This window comes from Faecalibacterium sp. BCRC 81149 (assembly GCF_022750605.1).
In the GTDB taxonomy this organism is placed as follows: domain Bacteria; phylum Bacillota; class Clostridia; order Oscillospirales; family Ruminococcaceae; genus Faecalibacterium; species Faecalibacterium duncaniae.
On record NZ_QXJA01000009.1, the window covers coordinates 13,522 to 31,183 of the forward strand.

The window sequence follows — 17,662 nt, forward strand, 5'->3', positions numbered from 1 at the left end:
AGCAGGGGACGTTCCGCAGGGTCATTAGCAACAGTATACCATAATCCCGGCAGAAAGGCAAACGGCAGTAAAGTTGCGTGAAGTTGGTGGTTGTTAATAAAAAAACAATTAGTTAGATACGACTAATCGTTAAAAATGGCAAAGAAAATTGAGGAAATTGCATCATTTTGGTGCTGTTGTCGTTGAACTTCCGGCTGTAAAATGATACAATAACGGTGTTAAGCAGCTGCTGTCCCTGCCGCAGTGCGCCCGCATGAGGGCAGGGGTGGCAATTCAAGCAGAATGGGGGATTTATTCCATGTTGAACAAGCTGAAACGTGCGGCGCTTGGCGCGCATACGCCGCATGACAAGGCAACCGCTGCAAGCAAACCAGTTCCGATGCCTCTGCCCGCGCAGGTACGCATCCTGATGAGCCAGCACATCGGCGCTCCGGCGAAAGCCCTGGTCAAAAAGGGCGACGAAGTGTTTGTTGGCACCAAGATCGGTGAAGCAGGCGGTTTCGTCTCTGCAAATATCCACTCCAGTGTTTCTGGTACCGTGGCCGCTGTGGAACCCTTCCGTCTCTCCAATGGCCGGATGTGCGACTCTGTTGTCATCAAGACCGATGGCAAGCAGACCGTGGACCCTGCCGTGAAGGCACCCGAGGTCACCGACAAGGCCAGCTTCCTGGCAGCCGTGCGTGAGTGCGGCCTGGTGGGTCTGGGCGGCGCAGGCTTCCCGACCGATGTCAAGCTGCAGCCCAAGCAGACCGTGGACACCCTGCTCATCAACGCTTCCGAGTGTGAAGTCTGGCTGACCAGCGACACGCAGGAGATGCTGAACTGCAGCGATGATATCGTCCGCGGCATCGAGGCCGTGCTGAAGTATACCGGCATCCCGAAGTGCATCATTGGCATTGAGAACAACAAGCCCGAGTGCATCGAGCTGTTGAACCAGAAGACCAAAGACAAGCCCGCCATCGAGGTCAAGGCACTGCCCAGTGTTTACGGCACCGGCGCAGAGCTGATCCTGATCGAGAAGTGCCTGGGCCGCGAGGTGCCCCACGGCGGTCTGCCCGCAGATGCAGGTGCCATCGTGATGAACGTGACCTCTGTTTCTACCCTGGGCAAGTACCTGGCTACCGGTATGCCGGTGGTCGAGCGCACCATCACCGTGGACGGCGATGCCTGCGCAAAGCCCCAGAACCTGATCGTTCCCGTGGGCACTGCCTACGAGGATGTTCTGAACGCTGCCGGCCTCAAGGGCGGCGTGGAGCTGGGCAAGGTGGTTGCCGGCGGTGCCATGATGGGCCCCGCTGTGGAGAACCTGAGCTACCCCACCACCAAGACCACCTCCGGCCTGATCATGCTCAGCGCCGCTGCTGCAGAGTCCCCGCAGGTCAACCCCTGCATCCGCTGCGGCCGCTGCGTGGAGTACTGCCCCATGGGTCTGGAGCCCGTGGAGGTCAACCAGGCTTACGCTGCCCGCGACGTTCAGGAGCTGGGCAAGCTGCATGTTGATTACTGCTTCAACTGCGGCTCCTGCACCTTTGTCTGCCCGGCAAAGCGCCCCTGCACCCAGATGATGGGCCTGGCAAAGGCGTTCTACCTTGGTGAAATCAAAAAAGGAGGCAATAAGTAATGGATACGAAGCTTATTGTTTCGGCCTCCCCGCACCTGCGCAGTGAGGAAACGACCCAGAGCCTGATGGCCAACGTGATCGTTGCCCTGTGCCCCTGTGTGGTGGCCTCTGCAATCATCTTTGGCGCGCGTGCCCTGCTGGTCACTGCAGTGTCCGTTGTGGCATGTGTGGCCTTTGAGTGGCTGTACTGCAAGCTGCTGAAGAAGGCAAACCCCATCAGCGACCTGTCCGCTGTGGTCACCGGCATCATTCTGGCCATGAACGTGCCCGTGGGCATGCCCATCGGCCAGCTCATCATTGGCGACCTGGTTGCCATCATCGTGGTCAAGCAGCTGTTCGGCGGCATTGGCATGAACTTTGCAAACCCTGCACTGGTGGGCCGTATCGTGCTGTTCATCAGCTTTGCCGGTTCCATGAACAATTGGGTGTTCCCCGATGCAGCGGTTGACCAGCTGTCCAGCGCTACCCCGCTGGCTGTGGCTGACACCAGCAAGCTGAGCCTGCTGGACCTGTTCATGGGCGTGCACGGCGGTGTTCTGGGCGAGACCTGCGCTCTGGCCATCCTGCTGGGCCTGATTTATATGGTGGCCACCAAGACCATCAGCATCGCCATCCCCGCTTCTTACATCGGCAGCATGTTTATCTTCTACCTGATCTCCACCGGCAGCCTGCACGGCGCACTGGTCGGCATCCTGTCCGGCGGCCTGATGTTCGGTGCTGTGTTCATGGCAACGGACTATGTCACCAGCCCCTTTACCCTGAAGGGCAAGCTGATCTACGGCCTGTGCCTGGGCATCGTCACCTTCGCCATCCGTCAGTGGGGCAGCTACGCCGAGGGCGTTTCCTTCGCGCTGCTGTTTATGAACCTGTGGGTCCCCTTTATCAACGATTGGACCCGTCAGACTCCTTACGGCTATGTTAAGCCTGCAAAGAAAGCAAAGGAGGGTGCTGGCAAATGAATAAGAATTCTTCCTGGGAGACCAGTGTAAAGCCTGTTGTTGTGCTGAGCGTGATCGCACTGATCGTCAGCCTGCTGCTGGCCATGGTCAACTCCTTTACGGCTCCCATCATTGAGGAAAACCAGAAGGCCGCAACGCTGGCTGCCTATGTGGACGTGATGCCCACCGTTTCCAGCGCCTCCGATCTGGACGAAGTGACCGACTACACCACCGAGAACATCACCGGTGCTGTAAAGGCCACCGACGGCTCCCTGGCCATCAAGGCTGAGGAAAAGGGCTTTGACGGCGGCATCCTGTCCGTCATCATCGGCTTCGACACCAACGGCACTGTCACCGGCATCTGGGTGGACGCTTCTACCCAGACCAAGGGCATCGGCAGCAACGTTGCCACCGACAGCTTCCTTGCTCAGTTCGATGGCATGGATGGCACCCAGAACATCACCCTGGGCCAGGGCTACGACGCATACAGCGGCGCAACCATTTCCTCTAAGGCTCTGTTTGCCGCCATCAACGATTGCATCAACTGCTACAACGAGTTGGCATAAAGGAGGTTGGTAAGAAATGGCAAGCGAAAACAAGTCCAAGGTAAGCATCCTTACCAACGGCATCATCAAAGAAAACCCCGTTCTGCGTCTGGTTCTGGGCACCTGCTCCTGCCTGGCTGTTACCACGGCAGTTTCCAGCGCGCTGGGCATGGGCGCAGCCTTCACCTTCGTGCTGGTGTGCTCCAACATCCTGATCTCGCTGCTGCGCAACGTGATCCCCGCTAAAGTCCATCTGCCCTGCTACATCGTCATCATTGCAGGCTTCGTGACCATCGTTCAGATGGTGATGCACGCCTACATGGACAGCCTGTACACCGCACTGGGCGTGTTCCTGCCCCTGATCGTTGTCAACTGCATCATTCTGGGCCGTGCCGAGATGTTTGCCTGCAAGAACAATGTGGTGGATTCCGCACTGGACGGCATCGGCATGGGCATCGGCTACACCCTTACCGTGGTGCTGATGGCCTCCATCCGTGAGATCCTGGGCAGCGGCACCTGGCTGGGCTTCCAGGTTCTGCCCGAGAGCATGGCCAAGATGAGCATTATGACCCAGGCTCCCGGCGCATTCTTCTGCTACGGCGTGCTGATGGCCGGCTGCGTCTGGCTGGAAGGCAAGCTGGATGCCCGCATCGAGCGCAAGAGCTGCTGCGACCTCGACAACCTGAAGAAGGAGGCAGAATAAGATGTTAGTCAAACTTGCTGCGATCTTCTTCAGCATGATCCTGGTGAACAACTACGTGCTGGTGAAGTTCTACGGTATCTGCCCGTTCCTGGGCGTTTCCAAGAAGCTGGATTCCTCCATTGGTATGTCCGGCGCTGTTATCTTTGTTATGCTGGTGGCAACGGCTGTCACCTTCCCCATCCAGATCTTCGTTCTGAACCCGGCTGACCTGGGCTACCTGCAGACCATCGTGTTCATCCTGGTCATTGCAGTGCTGGTGCAGTTCATCGAGATCTTCCTGAAGAAGTATGTTGTTGCACTGTACAATTCTCTGGGCGTTTACCTGCCCCTGATCACCACCAACTGCTGCGTGCTGGCCGTGACCATTCTGGTCGTGGACGACTACGGCGCAGACGTTGCTACCCTTGGCTTTGCCGCTGCCTACATTGAGGCTCTGGTCTGTGCCGTGGGTGCAGGTGTCGGCTTTATGCTGGCCATGGTCATGTTCAGCGGCGTGCGCAAGCGTGTGGAAGCCTGCGATCCCCCGGCACCCTTCAAGGGCCTGCCTATCACCCTGATCGCAGCAGCCATCACCAGCCTGTCCTTTATGGGCTTCGGCGGCCTCGTCGAAAACCTGTTCAACGTGACGCTGTAAGGGAGGAACAGGATTATGAATATTGTATCTGCTGTGATCCTCTGTACCATTGTGGGCGCGATCGGTGCCGTTGTTCTGGTGCTGGCCGCAAAGTTCATGGCGGTTGAGGAAGACCCCCGTATTGAAGAAGTTTCTGCCTGCCTGGCCGGTGCAAACTGCGGCGGCTGTGGCTACGCTGGCTGTGCCGACTACGCAAAGGCCGTTGTTATGGACGGCGTTCCCTGCGACAAGTGCGCACCCGGCGGCCCCAAGGCTGCTGCCGCCATTGCCAAGATCATGGGCGGTGAGGCAAGCGCCGTGGAGAAGAAGGCTGTGGTCCAGTGCCAGGGCAACTCCGAGCACTGCAAGCCCAGCTACGAGTACAAGGGCATCCAGACCTGCGCTGCTGCTGCCACCCTGTACGGCGGCCCCAAGACCTGTACCTTTGCCTGCATCGGCCTGGGCGACTGCACCAAGGTGTGTAAGTTCGATGCCATCCACATTGTGGACGGTGTGGCCAAGGTGGACAAGGACAAGTGCACCGGCTGTGGTGCCTGTGCCAACATCTGCCCCAAGCACGTCATTATGATCGACGCAGGCGGCCCCCGCAAGCCCGTGGTCATGTGCTCCAATCAGGATAAGGGTGCTGTGGCAAACAAGCTGTGCACCACCTCCTGCATTGCCTGCGGCATGTGCGAGCGCACCTGTAAGTTCGATGCCATCCACGTTGTGGACGGCGTGGCCCGTGTGGACTACGACAAGTGCAAGGGCTGCGGCATGTGCGCCCAGAAGTGCCCCAAGCACATCATCCTCTTCCCGCTGAAGGATGACCCCAATCCCCCCAAGCCCGTGGTGAAGCAGGCTCCGAAGCCCGCTGCCGCTCCTGCCGCTCAGGCAGAGCCCGCCGCAAAGGCTGAGGAGGCAAAGGCTCCCGAGGCCCCCAAGGCTGAATAAGCGGAACCCATTGTAATAGGGTAAAGCGCCCCCATTGCTCCTTTGAGTGATGGGGGCGCTTTTTGGTGAGGCACGCCCTCTCAGTCTCGCATTCGCTCGACAGCTCCCCCGAGGGGGGAGCCAACGCATCTGCAAGGGAAACGGGAGCTTTGGGCAGGCTTTTGGGCGGTAAATGCCGCTGAAGGTCGAGCCGCAATTGGCTCTCCCTTTGGGAGAGCTGGCAAAGCCGTCAGGCTTTGACTGAGAGGGTTCCGAAAACTTTTTTCAAAAAATCCCGAAAAAAAGTGAAAGAAATCTGCGTTTCATGTATTATAGAGAGTGAAACTGCGAATGTACAACACAAAACTGCGCGGTATATCAATGCGGCGGGCGGTGCGGATAAGTTAGACTGCACTACTCCCCGCAATATATTACGGCGGTTCATAACGTGCTGTATATCGCAGAATATTTTGTCTGAAAAGGGGAAGGAAAAATAAAATTTCACTATTGAAAATACTGGATATACATGCTATAATTACGATAATGGGTTTGTCTGGTAAAAATAACCTGCCGAGAGAAAGAAGGCCGACAAAGGTTGGATATCTTTTTCCTCGGCTTTGCCAAAAATACTATGATGCAGGGAGGGCTCCACTGTGCGGAAAAATCATCACGGAAAAAAAGATAGGCTAACGTGAAAAGAATGCGTAAAGTATCCCCCGGGCTCGTCTGCATCGTGCTGGGTGTGGTGCTCCTGCTGGCGGCGGGCGGCCTGTACGCCTACAACCGCTACGAGGATGCCCACGCCGGTGCCGAGGCCCAGACCGTGGTGGCCGACCTTCAGCAGAAGGTGGAGACCCCGGAACCGGAGGCAGAGAGCGGCCCCCTGGACCCCGAGCTCCCGGTGGTGGAGATCGACGGCAACGAATATGTGGGTGAGATCTCCATTCCCGCCATCGGCATTGACCTGCCGGTGATGAGCGAGTGGAGCTACCCCCGCCTGAAGATCGCCCCCTGCCGCCAGTTCGGCTCTTCCCGCACCGATGATCTGGTCATTGCGGCGCACAACTACGAGAGCCATTTCGGCAAGCTGACCTCCCTCACAGCGGGGGACAGCGTCACCTTCACCGATATGGACGGCATCGTAAATGAGTACGTCGTGAACAAGGTCGAAGTGCTTGACCCCCACAGTGTGGAGGAAGTGGAACACAGCGGCTACGCCCTGGTGCTGTACACCTGCACCTATGGCGGCAAGACCCGTGTCACCGTCTTCTGTGATCGTGCATCGTAAAAATCAAGGCTGAAAAAAAAAAAAGAAGCCCCGACATTCGTCGGGGCTTCTTTTTTACTATGTGGGAACTCCCTCCGTCATTGCTGACGCAATGCCACCTCCCTCTCAGAGGAAGGCTTTTCGCTGCCGTAAGGCTCCCTCCTAGAGGGAGCTGTCGCCGGAGGCGACTGAGGGAGTTACTGTTTTTTCCACCGCCGCATCACGCCCATGCCCAACGCATAGGGGCCGGTGTGCACGGCAATGGTGCAGCCGATCTGCAGCAGGACCACATTGCACTCGCAGGTGGGGTACTTGGCGCGCAGGGCGGCGCGGGTCTGCATCCAGAGCCGCTTGCCCTCGTCGGCATCGTAGCCGTAGCCCACCGTGATGCAGTAGTCATCGGGTGTGCCGTTGTGTTCGGCCAGATAGGTCATCAGCAGGTCGAGGGCCTTCTCAAAGCTCTTCTGGCGGCCGCGGGCCACACCAGCGGAGAAGATCTCGCCCTCCTTGAACAGGATCATGGGCTTGATGCCCAGAATATTGGCGGCACGGCCCGTGACTTTGCCGATGCGCCCGCCCTTGATGAGGTAGTCCAGATTACCCACCGTGAAGAAGATCTGGTTGGTGATCTTCTCCGCTTCCAGCCAGGTCACGGCTTCGTCCAGCGTACAGCCTGCATCCCGCATGGCCACCGCGTTTTCCACCACGATGGATTCGGTCACGGTGGCGGCGGTGCTGTCAATGACCTCGATCTTTGCGTCGGGGAAATCCTCCAGCACCAGCTCTCGGGCGTTGCGGGCACTGCCCACGCAGCCGCTCATCTTGCTGGTAAAGCAGATGCAGAGCACCGGGCGGCCCGCCTCGGCATGGGCCCGGAAGGCGGTCTCAAAATCCTCCAGAGAAGGCAGGCTGGTCTTGGGGTAGGCCGCGGGGTTATCTACCATGAACTGGTAGAAATCCCGCACGGCGATCTCCTTGCCTTCCTTGCGGTAGTGCTCACCGTCCAGCGAGACATAGAAGGGGATGATCTCAATATTCAGTGTTGCGGCCGTCTCAGGGGTCAGGTCACAGGCGCTGTCCGTGATGATATCAAACATAGTCACGCTTCCTTTTCAATGCGGCGGGTTCTGTGGCGCGGATCAGACGTTGTGATGGATGTAGGCCTCACGCTCGGCACCCACGGAGATGTAGGTGATCTTGCAGCCAATAGCCTTTTCCAGATACTCAACGTAATCGCGGGCTTCCTGGGGCAGATCCTCCCACTTGCGGGCGGCAGTGATATCGCAGTGCCAGCCGGGCAGATACTCCACCACGGGCTGTGCGGTGTCCAGAGCCATGCCCATGGGGAAGCGCTTGGTGATGGTGCCATCGGTCAGCTTGTAGCCGGTGACCATGGGGATCTTCTCCATGTAGTCCAGCACGTCCAGCAGGGTCAGGGCAACCTCATCGCAGCCCTGGCAGAACACGCCGTAGTGGCTTGCCACCAGGTCGATGGGGCCAACGCGGCGGGGACGGCCGGTGGCTGCACCGTACTCGTGGCCAGCCTCACGCAGGGCGTGCTTCTCTTCCTCGGTCATGGCCAGCTCAGTGACAAAGGGGCCGTCGCCCACGCAGGAGGAGTAAGCCTTCATCACGCCGATGCTGTTGGTCAGCTTATGGCCCGGGATGCCTGCGCCGATGGGGGCGTAAGCGCCGATGACGTTGGAGGAGGTGGTGTAGGGGTAGATGCCGAAGTCGATGTCGCGCAGAGCGCCCAGCTGGGCCTCGAACAGCACCTTCTTGCCGGCGGCATCTGCGTCAGCCAGATACTGGCCCACGTCGCAGATGTAATCCTTGAAGATGGCGGCATACTTCTCCAGCCATGCCCACATCTCGTCCACGCTGATGGGGGCGGAGTGGTAGCTGCCCTCCATCACCAGGTTCTTGGAATCAACCATGGTCACCAGGCGCTTCTTCACGCTGTCGTCCAGGTGGAGCAGGTCGCCCATGCGCAGGGTCTTCTTCATGTACTTGTCACCGTAAGTGTAGGCGATGCCGCGCTTGGTGGAGCCGAACTGTGCGCCGGTCTTGGCCAGGCGGGCCTCTTCCAGGCCGTCCTGATCGACATGGTAGGGCATGGTGATGGTGGCCCGGTCGGAGATCTTCAGGTTATCGGGGGTGATGGAAATGCCCTGCTCCCGCAGCTTGTTGATCTCGCCGTCCAGATGGTGCGGGTCGATGACCATACCGTTGCCCATCACGCAGACAACGTTGGGGCGCAGGATGCCGGAGGGCAGCAGGTTCAGCACGAACTTGCCGCGCTCGTTCTTCACGGTGTGGCCTGCGTTGTTGCCGCCCTGATACCGTGCAACGATGTCATACTCCTGGCTGATCAGATCGACCATGCGGCCCTTGCCCTCATCGCCCCAGTTGATACCCGTAATTGCAGTAAGCATAATAAATGACCTCTTTATCATTTTTTCAAAAGACAGCCTTTTCCGTGCACCTTGCCCGGGATACGCCACCTTGGGAATCTGTACCGCCCGCGGAAATGTCCGCAACAATACAATTATAGTATAGCACGAAACGCGGAACAAAAAAAGAGGGAAGAAATACTTTTCTCTCAATTATCCACAGGGCGCTCCTCTTCGTGATGCTGCTTTAGTTCTTCTTCCCCAGCTTGTGGACCGTGCCATCCGGCTCTTTGATCGAGGTGTTGTTCAGCTGGGCGCGCAGGCTGGCCTTTACGTCCGCAACATACTCCTGCCGCAGGGCCTGCTGCTCTGCCTTTTCGGCATCGGTCAGGCCGGTGGTCTTGCTCTTTTTTGCCAGCTCGTTGATACGGGCAATCTTCTCGTTTGTCATCGCAGTTCTCCTATTAGATAAAATGTGATATAATATGACCGGGATGCCTCTTCCGGCAGCTGCGGCTCTTTTGGCGAGGCAGCAGGAGGGAGCTATTTGAATCAAAGCAAGTATAACAAAGGATGAAACCGATGTCAAAACAGTTGAATTTTGCACAGCAGATGGACGAAGTGTTGAAAACGCTGGGGCCGCAGCGGCCAAAGCTGCTGCTCCACGCCTGCTGCGGGCCCTGTTCCAGCGCCGTGCTGGAAAAGCTGTGCCGGTATTTTGAGATCACGGTGCTTTACTATAACCCCAACACCTGGCCTGCCGAAGAATACTACCGCCGGGGCGAGGAGCTGAAAAAGTTCGTAGCGCAGGCGCACCCGCTGGGGGTCACGGTCATCGAGGACCACTACGATCCGCAGGAGTTCTACACGGCTGTGCAGGGGCTGGAAAACGAGCCGGAGCGGGGCGGGCGGTGCACCGTCTGCTACCGTTTGCGGATGCGCCGGGCGGCACAGTACGCAAAGGAGCACGGCTTTGATTGGTTCACCACTACGCTCTCCATCAGCCCCCACAAGGATGCTGCCCGCATCAATCAAATCGGGCAGGAGCTTGAAGCCGAATTCGGCATCAGGCACCTGCCCTCGGATTTCAAAAAGCAGAACGGCTACCTGCGCTCCCTCCAGCTCTCGGAGGAGTACGGGCTTTACCGTCAGGATTACTGTGGGTGTGAGTTCAGCGCAAAGGCGAGGGGATGAACCGCTCAGTCGCCTGCTGCTTGCCTCTCCTACCAGGAGAGGCGGCATTGCAAAGCAATGACGGAGAGATTTACTCCTCCCGCATTCTGGACACCAGAATTGCAAAGATGATCAGCCCCACACAGGGCACGATGTTGGTTGCCATACCAACAGCAAGACCAGCGCTTTCAGCTACCTTGCCGATGACCCAGGGCATCAGGATCGCGCCGCTGGATGCCACCGGCAGCATGATGCCCATGCTGGTCACGGTGGTCATTTTACCGGCGCTGGCCACGGCTGTGGGGTTCATACCGGCCATGGAGAAGGCAAAGGCGAACAGCAGCAGGATGGCAGGCAGCTGGCTGTGGGTCTGCATCATGGCAAAGTAGAAGGCAGTGCAGAAAACCGCCATAAACACCATGGCCTTGCGGGGCTGTTTGAGTGGGAACACAAAGGCGATGAGCAGGCGGCCGATCAGGGTGGCACCCCACATCACGGTGACGGTATAGGCCGCCAGCGTGCCTGCAATGATGCCGCTGTCCTTGAAGTAGGTGACCATCCAGCCCACAACGCTCTGCTCGGCGGCGTTCTGGCAGAACAGCAGGCCGGTGAGCAGCCAGAAGCGGGAGGAGCGCAAAAAGCTCCAATCGGTGACAGCTTCTTTGGCCTTGGCGCGGCCTGCCATGGGGGTGAACAGGTATACCAGCCAGAGCACCAGACCCAGCGCCGCCAGTGCCAGAACGGCCAGCGTGGTGCTGACCCTGGCCGCGGCAGAGATCAGAAAGGGGCAGAGCAGGGCACCGCAGGCGTAGCAGGCGTGCATGGTGTTCATGCCCCGGGTGCGGTCTGCAGAGTTTCCGCTGACAAGGATGGTGCAGGTGTTCAGGACACTGCCCTTGGCAATGCCCACAATGAAGAAGGCCAGCGCCAGCAGAATGGGCAGGCCGGTCAGGCCCATCAGGCCGTAGCCCACCGCATAGCCGATGGTCAGCAGCAGGACGCTGGGCTTCATGCCCATTTTTCCCACCAGCGCACCGGCCAGCAGGCCCGCCAGCAGGTTGCCGATGCTCAGCAGGCTGAGCAGGGTGCCGGTCATGCCGTAGGCAAAGCCGTATTCCTCCTGCAGCAGGCTGACCACCACACCGCTGGAAATGGTGCAGATGCCGCTGAAAAAGAAGGTGACGAAGCCCGCGTTCCGCAGGCGGGTGTTCCGTTGTTCCATGGGATTCTCCTTGCAGTATTCGGGGGGCGCAGTGCCCGTAGTTGCTTTTATTAAAGCATATTCTGGTCAGAAAGCAAGGGCTGTTGAGCCAGCAGAAGCAAAATCAGCGCCCAGTGGAGGCACCCTGCCGTTCGTTCGGTGGGGCGCTTCTGTATTTTATTTTGCGTCTTCTATTGACAAAGATCGAATCGTGCGTTATGATATTGTACGGAATCGAACAGTTCTAAAGAAAACAATCCTGTCACAAACAATTCAAAAGGGAAACCATTATGCACGATGAAAGCAAAAAACAGCCCTGCTGCAACCCCCCATGGGAGCCGCCGCAGGTCATCCCGGCACAGGTGCGCCGGGTGAACAACCTGATCTTCCGCAAGATCAACCAGTTCCACCGGGAGAACAACGTGGACAACGTGACCCCCATGCACGACTGGATCATGAGCTACCTCTACTGGCACAAAAATGAGGCCGTATACCAGCGCGATATCGAGCGGGAGTTCTCCATCACACGCTCGACCGTGACGAACATCCTGCAGCTGATGGAGCGCAAGGGCTACATCGAGCGCCAGAGCGTGCCGCAGGATGCCCGGCTCAAACGGCTGATCCTGACGGAAGAGGGGGGCCGCGTCCATGAAAAGACGATACTCTCCCTGCACCAGACCGATGAGTTTGTGGCCGGATTGCTGACGGAAGAGGAAAACGCAGAGCTTCTGCGGTTGTTGAACAAGCTGCGCAAGGGGCTGGAATGACCCCTGCAAATAAACTTCAGGAGGATTACAACAGATGATCAAAAAACTTGTGTCACATCTGGGCGAGTACAAGCGCGCCGCGATCCTGACACCGATCCTATCTGCTCTGGAAGCCATCATGGATGTGCTGCTGCCCACCATCATGGCCTTTATCATTGACCAGGGCATTGAAAAGGGCGATATGAACGCCGTTATCAAGTACGGCCTGCTCACCTTCCTGGTGGCGGCCATTGCCCTGCTGCTGGGCTTGCTGGCCGGCAGGTTTGCCGCTACGGCATCCACCGGCTTTGCGGGCAACCTGCGCGATGCGATGTATGAGAATATCCAGCATTTCTCGTTCTCCAACATCGACAAGTATTCCACGGCCGGTCTGGTCACCCGCATGACCACCGACGTGACCAACCTGCAGAACGCGTTCCAGATGATCGAGCGCATGTGCGTGCGTGCCCCCGTCCATCTGGTTTTCGCGCTCATCATGGCCTCCATGATCAGCCGCTCGCTGACCATGGTGTTCCTGGTGGCGATCGTGTTCCTGGTGGCAGTGCTGGCAGGCATCATGGTCCCCACCTTCGGCATCTTTGATAAGGTGTTCAAGAACTACGATAACCTGAACGCCTCCGTGCAGGAGAATGTCTCGGCCATCCGCGTGGTCAAGAGCTTTGTCCGGGAGCACTTTGAGAACGAGAAGTACACCAAGGCCTGCGAGAGCCTGTACAAGCAGTTCGTCCACGCCGAGAGCCGCCTGAGCTTCAACAATCCCGCCATGCTGGTCTCTGTGTACGGCTGCAACATCGCCCTGAGCTGGTTCGGCGCACATTACGTCCTGAACGGTGCGATCACCACCGGCCAGCTGAACGCCCTGTTCGGTTACATTATGAACATCCTGATGGCCCTGATGATGCTGAGCATGGCTTTTGTGATGATCGCCATGTCCGCCGCTTCCGCCCGCCGTATCGTGGAGGTGCTGGACGAGACCACCGACCTGCCCCCGGCAAAGCAGCCGGTGCAGCAGGTGGCAGACGGCAGCATTGAGTTTGACCACGTTACCTTTAAGTATAAGCACGGCTCCGGCCAGCCTGTCCTGAACGATGTCACCTTCAGCATCCGGCCGGGCGAGACGCTGGGCATCATCGGCGGCACCGGCAGTGCAAAATCCAGCCTGGTGCAGCTGATCCCCCGCCTGTATGATGCCGAGACCGGCTCTGTCAAGGTGGGCGGCGTGGACGTTAAGGATTACAGCCTGGATGTCCTCCGCCGGGAGGTCTCCATGGTGCTGCAGAAGAACGTTCTGTTCAGCGGCACCATCCTCGACAACCTGCGCTGGGGCGATGAGAACGCCAGCGAGGAAGAGTGCATCCGGGTGGCCAAGCTGGCCTGCGCCGATGAGTTCATCGAGCGCTTCCCTGATAAGTACAATACCTGGATCGAGCAGGGCGGCTCCAACGTGTCCGGCGGCCAGAAGCAGCGCCTGACCATTGCCCGCGCGCTGCTGCGCAAGCCCAAGGTGCTGATCCTGGACGACAGCACCAGCGCCGTGGATACCGCCACCGATGCCAAGATCCGCAAGGCCTTCCGGGAGGAGATCCCCGGCACCACCAAGATCATCATTGCACAGCGCATCTCCTCCGTGCAGGATGCAGACCGCATCCTGGTGCTGGACAACGGCCAGATCAACGGCCTGGGCACTCACGAGGAGCTGCTCAAGACAAACAAGATCTATCAGGAAGTTTACAACAGCCAGACCCAGGGCGGCGGCGATTTTGACAAGCAGGGAGGTGAGCAGTAATGGCACAGGTGAAAGAAGTAAAGGGCCCCGGCCCCCGTAGGATGGGCGGCCCCAAGCCGAAGGTCGAGAACCCGGGCAAGCTGCTCAAGCGGATCATGGATGAGGTGTTCAAGCACTATCTGCCCCACTGCATCCTTGTGCTGGTCTGCATCATCGTCAGCGCGCTGGCAAATGTGCAGGCAAGCCTCTTCCTCAAGACCCTGATCGATGATTACATCGTCCCCATGACCAGGCAGGCCACGCCGGACTTCGGCCCGCTGGTAGGCGCATTGATGCGCATCGGCTGCATCTACGCCATCGGCGTGCTGGCCGCATGGCTCAACGCCCGCATCATGGTCAACGTGACCCAGGGCACCCTGCGCAACCTGCGCGTCCAGCTTTTCACCCACATGGAAAGCCTGCCCATCCGGTATTTTGACTCCCACCCCCACGGCGATATCATGTCGGTGTACACCAACGATGTGGACACCCTGCGCCAGATGATCAGCCAGAGCATCCCCCAGCTGGTGTCCAGCGCCATCACCATCGTGTCCGTGTTCACCAGCATGTGCCTGATGAGCTGGCAGCTCACCGTTGTCACCATGCTGATGGTGGCCCTGATGCTGTTCTGCTCCAAGAAGATCACTGCCATGAGCGGCAAGTACTTTGTGGCACAGCAGAAGGATCTGGGCAAGGTGAACGGCTACATCGAAGAGATGATGGAGGGCCAGAAGGTCGTCAAGGTGTTCACCCACGAGCAGAAGGCTCTGGACGGCTTCCGGCAGCTGAACGATAAGCTGAAGGAAAGCGCCAAGCAGGCCAACAGCTACGCCAACATCATCATGCCCGTTACCGCACAGCTGGGCAATATCAGCTATGCAGTCTGTGCTCTGGCAGGCGCGGCCATGGCCGTTGGCAATGTCGGCGGCATGACCCTGGGTACCGTGATGGCTTTCCTGAGCCTGAACAAGAGCTTCAATATGCCCATCAGCCAGGTGTCTATGCAGGCCAACAGCGTGATCATGGCACTGGCCGGTGCAGAGCGTATCTTCAAGATGATGGACGAGACCAGCGAGACCGATGAAGGCTATGTCACCCTGGTCAACGTCAAGTATGGCAAGGATGACGAGCTGGTGGAGACCACCGAGCGCACCGGCATCTGGGCCTGGAAGCATCCCCACCACGACGGCACCACCACCTACCACAAGCTGGCGGGTGACATCACCTTTACCGATGTCGATTTTGGCTATGTGCCTGAAAAGACTGTTCTGCACGGGATCAACCTCTATGGCCGCCCGGGCCAGAAGATCGCCTTTGTCGGCTCCACCGGTGCCGGCAAAACGACCATCACCAACTTGATCAACCGCTTCTACGATATCGCAGACGGCAAGATCCGGTATGATGGCATCAACATCCGCAAGATCAAAAAGGACGACCTGCGCCGCTCTCTGGGCATCGTGCTGCAGGATACCCACCTGTTTACCGGCACGGTCATGGAGAACATCCGCTATGGCCGCCTGGATGCCACCGATGAGGAGTGCATTGCCGCCGCAAAGCTGGCCAATGCCGATGGCTTTGTCAAGCGTCTGCCCGATGGCTACAACACCATGCTGACCAACGACGGCGCAAACCTGTCGCAGGGGCAGCGCCAGCTGCTGGCCATTGCCCGCGCCGCGGTTGCCGATCCCCCGGTGCTGATCCTGGACGAGGCGACCTCCTCCATTGATACCCGCACCGAGGCGCTGGTCCAGCGGGGCATGGACGGCCTGATGTATGGCCGCACCAGCTTTGTCATTGCCCACCGTCTGTCTACCGTCCGCAATGCAGACTGCATCGTGGTTCTGGAGCAGGGCCGCATCATCGAGCGCGGCAGCCACGACGAGCTGATCGCCAAGAAGGGCAAGTATTACCAGCTCTACACCGGTAATCTGGCTGAAAATTAAAGAAAAATCGTAAAAAACGGAGCCGCTGTACAAAATGATGTGCAGCGGCTCCGTTTATTTTCAATTTGTTCAAATTCCTCACAAAGAAACTCCATTTTTATCCTGTACAATAAGGGTGCAGTCAGGGAGGAACAGAAAAACAACCTCCCAAGATGCCATGCAGGCAATGAAAACCGCGCATCTCCGGCAGAAACCGGGCGGCGCGGCCCCTTTAAAAAACACTGTCCCCTGCTGATGCGAGGCAATAGCCAAGGCAGCGGACAGACTACCAACCATCTCCTGACAGCCGCAAATGTTTGGGAGTTCTCATACACAGCCAGCGCCGCTTTCTCCTCCTTTCCACGGCGCTGGCTGTTTTTGTTCGGTTCCCGCCGCCATCTCAGCGGCAGGGGGCTATCCGATCAGCGCGTTCAGCTCAGATTCCTTTAATCTGGGCAGAGAGGAGACAGGAAGCATCATTTTCTCCATCCGATACAAGACCAGAGCGGGGCTCTGGTCTTTTTTTGCGGCAGAAGCCATAACGCTGCGTGTAAAGGCGAGAATCCTGTCCTTTTTGTAGAAAAAGATCAGCTGCACATGGCCGGTGAACAGGGCAAACAGGGCTGTGCGCAGCTCCCGGGAGCCGAAGAGGAGGAGCAGGTCGCTCTCCTCTAAAAAGAGAACGTCTGCCCGGTCAAGAAACTGCAGGGCGGTCTGGCACAGGGCCTCCCGCTGCGGCCAGTAGGGCGCGGCCTGCGCCAGCCGGGGAAGATAGCAGCAGAGCGCCCCGGCATCCCGGGCGGCGGCAAGGGCCTCGAGGTGGGCCAGCCGCAGGGGGCTGTCCACCAGCCCGGCGGAGGAAAAGCAGAAGGCAGAGGCTCCCCGGAACGGGGCGGCCTCCAGCTGCTCCGGCCCAAGGGCCAGCCCGGCGGTGTGGGCACGGTAGGGCAGAGCGGTGTCTGCTCCGGTGAACACCACCGGCGTGGGGAAGGCATCCGTGAAGCAGAGCAGGGAGCAATCCACACCATCCCGGGCAAGCTGGGCCGCCAGCTTGCGGCCAAAGGGGTCGGCTCCCAGCTGGGCCAGCAGAGCCGCCTGTCCGCCCAATGCGGCGTACCGGCGGCAGAAGCCTGCACCCCAGCCGCCGGTCTGCGCCCGGAACGTCTCCGTCAGCTCCGGAGCCGTGGCAGCGTTCAGCTCCAGCCAGACTTCGCCCAGACACAAAACGGACATGTGCACCCCTCCCTCCGCAAATAAAAATCGGGTTACAGTATACACGATTTGCCCACCGGATGCAACCGATCCGGGGCGAACCTCTACGCCCGTGGTCAGGGTGCAGACAAGTTCCGCGGCGTGTATGACAACACCGAGATCTTCCACAAGCTGGCTGAGCTGACCGATGTGCAGTAATTGACCAGACCCTTTGTACCCCAAAGCCCTCCGGGACGAGACGCACCGGAGGGCTTTTTGTGTAGGCCGGAATTGTGCACCCCGCCAAAAATCTGCCCCGCGAATTGGGAAAGATGATGGGAGTTGTGGTTGCAATGGGCCGGAAAAAGGCATATAATAAGACCATCAACAGAGTAAGGCCATGCGCGTTAAGTGCCGCATCAACGGGGAGTTGTGCTGCGGACGAAGGTAAGACCCGCGGTGCATGGCCTGCATCCCGCTGCTGCATGGACTTGGGTGCAGATGGGGCCGTCTGCGGCCCCGTCTGGATGTGAACCGTTGAATCACGCCCTCCTTTGTGCGGTTTGTCACAGGGGAGGGCGTTTTGCATTGCCCGCCCCGCGGTTCCCGAAACAGGGGAGGACAATTGAT

The 17,662-nt window shown here is 58.6% G+C and carries 17 protein-coding genes and 1 riboswitch; of the genes, 12 read left to right on the forward strand and 5 right to left on the reverse strand.

The window, feature by feature from the left end; all coding sequences use genetic code 11:
* The first annotated feature begins 298 nt into the window (after nucleotides 1-298).
* From rsxC to D3F01_RS10480, 7 genes are all read left to right on the forward strand, one after another.
* Nucleotides 299-1,621, forward strand: coding sequence for an electron transport complex subunit RsxC (rsxC, locus tag D3F01_RS10450; protein ID WP_242888532.1), 1,323 nt, complete (start codon nucleotides 299-301; stop codon nucleotides 1,619-1,621).
* A complete protein-coding gene (locus D3F01_RS10455; RefSeq protein ID WP_005935147.1) occupies nucleotides 1,621-2,580 on the forward strand; it encodes an RnfABCDGE type electron transport complex subunit D in 960 nt (319 codons plus the stop codon). Before rsxC ends, D3F01_RS10455 begins: the two co-directional genes overlap by 1 nt.
* A complete protein-coding gene (locus tag D3F01_RS10460; protein WP_097771577.1) occupies nucleotides 2,577-3,125 on the forward strand; it encodes an FMN-binding protein in 549 nt (182 codons plus the stop codon). Before D3F01_RS10455 ends, D3F01_RS10460 begins: the two co-directional genes overlap by 4 nt.
* Before the next feature lie 16 nt (nucleotides 3,126-3,141).
* Nucleotides 3,142-3,807 (forward strand): electron transport complex subunit E, encoded by a 666-nt coding sequence (locus D3F01_RS10465; protein ID WP_005935151.1) that lies wholly within the window; start codon nucleotides 3,142-3,144, stop codon nucleotides 3,805-3,807.
* Nucleotide 3,808: 1 nt separating this feature from the next.
* Entirely contained in the window at nucleotides 3,809-4,441 is a 633-nt protein-coding gene (locus D3F01_RS10470) for an Rnf-Nqr domain containing protein (RefSeq protein WP_097771578.1), read from the forward strand.
* 15 nt (nucleotides 4,442-4,456) lie between these two features.
* Complete coding sequence (locus D3F01_RS10475; protein ID WP_156069721.1) at nucleotides 4,457-5,374, forward strand: RnfABCDGE type electron transport complex subunit B; 918 nt, start codon at nucleotides 4,457-4,459, stop codon at nucleotides 5,372-5,374.
* 679 nt (nucleotides 5,375-6,053) lie between these two features.
* Nucleotides 6,054-6,641, forward strand: coding sequence for a sortase (locus D3F01_RS10480; RefSeq protein ID WP_117534505.1), 588 nt, complete (start codon nucleotides 6,054-6,056; stop codon nucleotides 6,639-6,641).
* A gap of 176 nt (nucleotides 6,642-6,817) precedes the next feature.
* On the opposite strand, the gene D3F01_RS10485 is transcribed toward D3F01_RS10480, so the two are convergent.
* From D3F01_RS10485 to D3F01_RS10495, 3 genes are all read right to left on the reverse strand, one after another.
* On the reverse strand, nucleotides 6,818-7,717 hold the full coding sequence (locus tag D3F01_RS10485) for a DegV family protein (RefSeq protein ID WP_097771586.1): 900 nt from the start codon (nucleotides 7,715-7,717) through the stop codon (nucleotides 6,818-6,820).
* A 42-nt stretch (nucleotides 7,718-7,759) separates the two neighbouring features.
* Nucleotides 7,760-9,055, reverse strand: coding sequence for an adenylosuccinate synthase (locus tag D3F01_RS10490; protein ID WP_097771587.1), 1,296 nt, complete (start codon nucleotides 9,053-9,055; stop codon nucleotides 7,760-7,762).
* 205 nt (nucleotides 9,056-9,260) lie between these two features.
* Nucleotides 9,261-9,464 (reverse strand): DUF896 domain-containing protein, encoded by a 204-nt coding sequence (locus D3F01_RS10495; protein WP_005935179.1) that lies wholly within the window; start codon nucleotides 9,462-9,464, stop codon nucleotides 9,261-9,263.
* Nucleotides 9,465-9,586: 122 nt separating this feature from the next.
* Here D3F01_RS10495 and D3F01_RS10500 point away from each other — a divergent pair, with 122 nt between their 5' ends.
* On the forward strand, nucleotides 9,587-10,207 hold the full coding sequence (locus tag D3F01_RS10500; protein WP_097773305.1) for an epoxyqueuosine reductase QueH: 621 nt from the start codon (nucleotides 9,587-9,589) through the stop codon (nucleotides 10,205-10,207).
* A 70-nt stretch (nucleotides 10,208-10,277) separates the two neighbouring features.
* Here the strand turns inward: D3F01_RS10500 and D3F01_RS10505 are convergent, their stop codons facing one another.
* Nucleotides 10,278-11,408, reverse strand: a complete 1,131-nt coding sequence (locus D3F01_RS10505; protein ID WP_242888558.1) for an MFS transporter — start codon at nucleotides 11,406-11,408, stop codon at nucleotides 10,278-10,280.
* A 269-nt stretch (nucleotides 11,409-11,677) separates the two neighbouring features.
* Between D3F01_RS10505 and D3F01_RS10510 the strand changes: the two genes are divergently transcribed.
* From D3F01_RS10510 to D3F01_RS10520, 3 genes are read left to right on the forward strand one after another with little or no spacing between them, the layout of a single operon-like run.
* On the forward strand, nucleotides 11,678-12,154 hold the full coding sequence (locus D3F01_RS10510; RefSeq protein WP_242888562.1) for a MarR family winged helix-turn-helix transcriptional regulator: 477 nt from the start codon (nucleotides 11,678-11,680) through the stop codon (nucleotides 12,152-12,154).
* A 34-nt stretch (nucleotides 12,155-12,188) separates the two neighbouring features.
* The gene (locus D3F01_RS10515) at nucleotides 12,189-13,940 is read left to right on the forward strand and encodes an ABC transporter ATP-binding protein (RefSeq protein WP_242888565.1); all 1,752 of its coding nucleotides are present in this window, start codon (nucleotides 12,189-12,191) and stop codon (nucleotides 13,938-13,940) included.
* On the forward strand, nucleotides 13,940-15,862 hold the full coding sequence (locus tag D3F01_RS10520; protein ID WP_242888568.1) for an ABC transporter ATP-binding protein: 1,923 nt from the start codon (nucleotides 13,940-13,942) through the stop codon (nucleotides 15,860-15,862). The genes D3F01_RS10515 and D3F01_RS10520 overlap by 1 nt, the downstream gene beginning before the upstream one ends.
* A 393-nt stretch (nucleotides 15,863-16,255) precedes the next feature.
* Here the strand turns inward: D3F01_RS10520 and D3F01_RS10525 are convergent, their stop codons facing one another.
* Nucleotides 16,256-17,074 carry a PfkB family carbohydrate kinase gene (locus tag D3F01_RS10525; protein WP_242888569.1) on the reverse strand — a complete coding sequence of 273 codons (819 nt, stop codon included), beginning with the start codon at nucleotides 17,072-17,074 and terminating at the stop codon, nucleotides 16,256-16,258.
* A gap of 48 nt (nucleotides 17,075-17,122) precedes the next feature.
* Between D3F01_RS10525 and D3F01_RS15965 the strand changes: the two genes are divergently transcribed.
* The gene (locus D3F01_RS15965) at nucleotides 17,123-17,251 is read left to right on the forward strand and encodes a hypothetical protein (protein WP_278252036.1); all 129 of its coding nucleotides are present in this window, start codon (nucleotides 17,123-17,125) and stop codon (nucleotides 17,249-17,251) included.
* Nucleotides 17,252-17,418: 167 nt separating this feature from the next.
* Nucleotides 17,419-17,515: riboswitch (THF riboswitch) on the forward strand.
* The last annotated feature ends 147 nt before the right edge of the window (nucleotides 17,516-17,662 follow it).